The organism is Streptomyces roseoverticillatus (genome assembly GCF_000719265.1).
GTDB classification, from domain to species: domain Bacteria; phylum Actinomycetota; class Actinomycetes; order Streptomycetales; family Streptomycetaceae; genus Streptomyces; species Streptomyces roseoverticillatus.
The window spans coordinates 1-3,800 of record NZ_JOFL01000056.1 but is presented as its reverse complement, the minus strand read 5'-3'; the positions used below and the strand labels follow the sequence as shown (position 1 = coordinate 3,800).

Here is a 3,800-nt window from a genome sequence, read left to right as displayed (position 1 = left end):
GTTCTGTTTCCCGGGTGGTTCAGGAGATCCGGGGGGAGCGGGGCCGTATATTTACGGGCCCGTTGCCGCGGCCTCCAAGGGGGCCCCGGTATTGGGCCCACAAATACACGTCAGCGCCCCGGACCCCCACCCCTGCGCCCCCACCACCTCCCGCCGTCGCGAACAGCTGCGCCCCGTCGTATTCGGTACGGCCTCGCCGCCTCCCGCCGCACGAACAAGGCGCCGCCTTCCGGACGCCCTGGCTATGCTGCCCGCATGCCTCGTTACGAGTACCGTTGCCGTTCCTGTGGGGACACCTTCGAGCTGTCTCGGCCCATGGCCGAGTCGTCCGCGCCCGCTACCTGCCCCGCGGGGCACGAGGACACGGTGAAGCTGCTGTCCGCCGTTGCTGTCACGGGTGGGTCCTCCGCCGCGCCCGCGCCGCAGGGCGGGGGCGGCGGAGGCTGCTGCGGCGGCGGTTGCTGCGCCTAGCCCACCCTGCGTGCCAGGGTCAGGCCGTCGGCCACCGTCAGCATGACCGACTCCATGCGCTTGTCGGCCGCCACGTGCGTGTTGAACTCCCGTACGTGGGCGCCCGCGGGGTGGTTCTCCGGGTCCAGGACCGAGCCCATCATCAGGGTGTTGTCGGCGACGATCAGCCCGCCGGGGCGCAGCCGCGGAACGAGCTCCTCCCAGTAGTTGACGTAGTTGTCCTTGTCGGCGTCGAGGAACGCCAGGTCGATGTGGGGTTCGGCGGGCATGGCCCGCAGGGAGTCCAGGGCGGGCGCGATGCGCAGGTCGATCCGGCCGTCGACGCCGGCCTGCTCCCAGGCCTGCCGGGCGTAGGCGGTCCACTCCTCGGAGATGTCCAGGGCGACGAGTGCGCCGCCCTCGGGCAGCGCCTGCGCCATGGCGAGCGCGGACAGGCCGGTGAACGTGCCGACCTCCACGACGTGCCGGGCCCCGGTCAGCCGTACGAGGAACGCCAGCAGCGGCACCTGCTCCTCGGCGATCTGCTTGACGGCGTGCGTGGGGAGCGCCCGCTGGGTGGTCTCGACCAGGCCGCGCTGCACGGGGTCGAGCGGAGGGTTGTGGGCGAGGACGTACGCGTACAACTCGGGGGTGAGCGCGGTGCCTTTGAACTCGGTCACGGGTTCCTCCTCGACGGCGTGCACAAGGCCGCGGACGAGCCTACGCCGCCGCGTCCGCGAAAGCCCGCAGGATCTCCTCGCCCGCGGCCACGCCCCGTGTCTCCAGGGCGGTGACGTGCGGGGCGGACCAGCCGGTGTCGGCGAGCTCGCCGTGGCCGGGCCGCCAGCCGCGGCCGGCGGCCAGCAGCAGGTCGGCGTCGAGGAGCGAGTCGCCGGCGGCGAGCACCCCGGAGGCGCCGGCGCGCCGCGCGACCTCCGCGACCGCGGCGCTCTTGGTGAGCGGGCGCGGCACGGCGTAGAGCTTGCGGCCCTGCAGCGACACGCTCCAGCCGCGGGCGCCGGCCCACTCGGCGAGCTCCGCGACCCAGCCGTCGGGCAGCTTCGCCCGCTCCACGACGAGGTAGGCGAAGAGGTCCTCGGCGGTGCGCTCCTTGAGCAGCCACTCCGGGTCGGCGGCCCGCACGAGGTGCTCGCGCACCTCGGCGAGCGGCGCACACCCGGCGGCGATCCGCCGCTCCACGCCGGCCCGCCAGGAGCGGTCGGACTCGCCGTCGACGAGGAGCTCGCCGCCGTTGGCGCAGATCGCGTACGCGGGCGGAGGGCCGGGCAGGCGGATCCGCCCGTACTGCTCGCGCGTCCGGGTGGTCGTGGGCACGACGGGCACGGCGGCGGCCAGCCCGGCGTACGTGGCGGCCGCCGTCTCGGTCATGTACGAGAGCGGCTTGCGGTCGTAGACCTCGACGCACAGCAGCCGCGGGGCCTGCGCGTCGGGCCCGGCGAGGGCGAGCGCCGCGGCCGAGTAGATGAGCGTGCGGTCGAGGTCGCTGGCGACGAGGAGGGTCACTTCGCGACCGCCTTGCCGTCGGCGCCGGTCGCGCCGCGGGTGTACCGGGGGTGGATCAGGCCGACGCAGCTGTACGGCAGGCCGTCCACCTCCTCGACGGGCACCCCGCGCTGCTCGGCCAGCAGGCGTACGTGGTCCAGGTCCGCTCCGGCCCCGCGCTGGGCGAGGATCTTCCACGGGACGCGGCGCAGCAGCACGCGGGTGGTCTCCCCCACCCCCGGCTTGACGAGGTTCACGTCGTCGATGCCGTACTCCTCGCTGATCCGCTCGACGGCGGCCCAGCCGGCCCAGGTGGGCGCGCGGTCGGCGCCGGCGAGCTCCTTGGCGTCCCGCCGCACGCCCTCCTCCACCTCGCCGAAGCGGGCGGTGACGGCGTCGATGAAGGCGCGGGACACGTCGGCACCGGCCAGCTCGCGGTAGAACTTGGCGCCGTGGAAGTCGTCCGGGCCGACGAGGTCGGAGCGCAGGACGGTGCGGGAGACCAGGCCGGAGACGGTGGAGTTGAGACAGGCGGACGGGATGAGGAAGTCGTCCCGGGTGCCGAAGGTCTCCACGCAGTGCCCGGGGTCGGAGAGGACGGCGATCCGCGGGTCGAAGCCGGGGAACTCCTCCAGCGCCGCGGCCAGTTCACGGGTGATGGCGCCCTTGCCGGTCCACCCGTCCACGAAGACGACGTCCGCCGGATCGTGGTGCGCGGCGAGCCAGCGCAGGGCGACGGGGTCGATGCCGCGGCCCCGGACGATGGAGACGGCGTAGTGCGGCAGGTCCAGCCCGTGCGCGTACCGGGCCCAGCGGCGCATCAGCACGCCCACGGGCGTCCCGGCCCGGGCCAGCGAGACGAGGACGGGGCGGGGGGACCGCTCGGCGAGCACGGTCTCGGTGACGGCACCGACGGCGCGGGCGATCCGGTCCGCCGAGCCGCCCAGGGCGGCCTCGTAGAGGGCCTGGTACTGCTCGCTGGGCTGGTACTCGACGGGCAGCGACTCGGCGTAGTGCGCGCCGCCGCTCTGGATCGCCTCCTCGCGCTCCTCGGTGGGCGCCTCCAGCTCGACGCCGGACAGGTCCTGGAGGAGCCAGCCGACGTCCTCGGGGTCGTAGGAGGAGAAGGCGGGGCCGCGCAGGGGTTCGGGCATGGGGCTCTCAGGTATGTAGGAGGGGATGACGGCGAGCAGGACGTGCTCCGCGTGCGGGGCGACCGCGTCGAGCAGGCCGCCGGGGGCGTGCAGTTCGGCGGTGTCACCGTGGGAATCGACGACGACGACGATCGTGTCGAAGCCGGCGCCGGCGACGTTGTACGCGTAGCGGGGGCCGGGGCCGTCCACGGGGTTGTCGTGCGCCGGGAAGGTGATCCGCGATCGGATCGCGTAGCCCGGGTCGTCCACGGGGAGGACGGGTGACCGGGTGGTCGTGGAGAAACGGACGTCCGCCGCGTCGCCGAGGGCGGTCTCCAGTGCCTGCGCGAGGCGCAGGGGGGTGTACATCAGCTCCTCGGTACCGAGGACGAGGACGCGCCGCGCGGTGCGATCGCCGTTGCCGTCTGCCGGCCGGGTTGTGCCCACCCGTTCCGCCCCAGCGGAACAGCTGCCCACAACCCTTCTGGCAATACCAGGGAGCGCTGCTTCCAGACGCGCCCTGTGCTCGGGAGTGAAGCCGTGCCGGCCGCCGTCAGGCAGACGGGCCGGCCACTGGAGATCTACGCGGGTGGCCCGCGCGTCGGTCTCGCGGGCGGGGGCGCAGGGGTGGGGGTCCGGGGCGCTGACGTGTATTTGTGGGCCCAATACCGGGGCACCCTCGACGTCTACGGCAACGGGCCCGTAAATATACGG

General features: G+C 73.9%; 4 protein-coding genes. 1 reads left to right on the top strand and 3 read right to left on the bottom strand.

Annotated elements, in window-relative coordinates:
* The first annotated feature begins 255 nt into the window (after positions 1–255).
* A complete protein-coding gene (locus IF61_RS34925; protein ID WP_030370010.1) occupies positions 256–471 on the top strand; it encodes an FmdB family zinc ribbon protein in 216 nt (71 codons plus the stop codon).
* Here the strand turns inward: IF61_RS34925 and IF61_RS0131725 are convergent.
* From IF61_RS0131725 to IF61_RS0131715, 3 genes are all read right to left on the bottom strand, one after another.
* Entirely contained in the window at positions 468–1,130 is a 663-nt protein-coding gene (locus IF61_RS0131725) for an O-methyltransferase (protein WP_030370009.1), read from the bottom strand. The genes IF61_RS34925 and IF61_RS0131725 overlap by 4 nt on opposite strands.
* A gap of 40 nt (positions 1,131–1,170) precedes the next feature.
* Positions 1,171–1,974 carry an HAD family hydrolase gene (locus IF61_RS0131720; RefSeq protein WP_030370008.1) on the bottom strand — a complete coding sequence of 268 codons (804 nt, stop codon included), beginning with the start codon at positions 1,972–1,974 and terminating at the stop codon, positions 1,171–1,173.
* A partial coding sequence (locus tag IF61_RS0131715) for a cysteine protease StiP domain-containing protein (RefSeq protein WP_052393349.1) occupies positions 1,971–3,800 on the bottom strand: 1,830 nt, incomplete at its 5' end. The genes IF61_RS0131715 and IF61_RS0131720, both read right to left, overlap by 4 nt.

Excerpts from the sequence above, each read along its gene's own strand:
- IF61_RS34925 (WP_030370010.1), top strand. The coding sequence starts at position 256 with ATGCCTCGTTACGAGTACCGTTGCCGTTCCTGTGGGGACACCTTCGAG.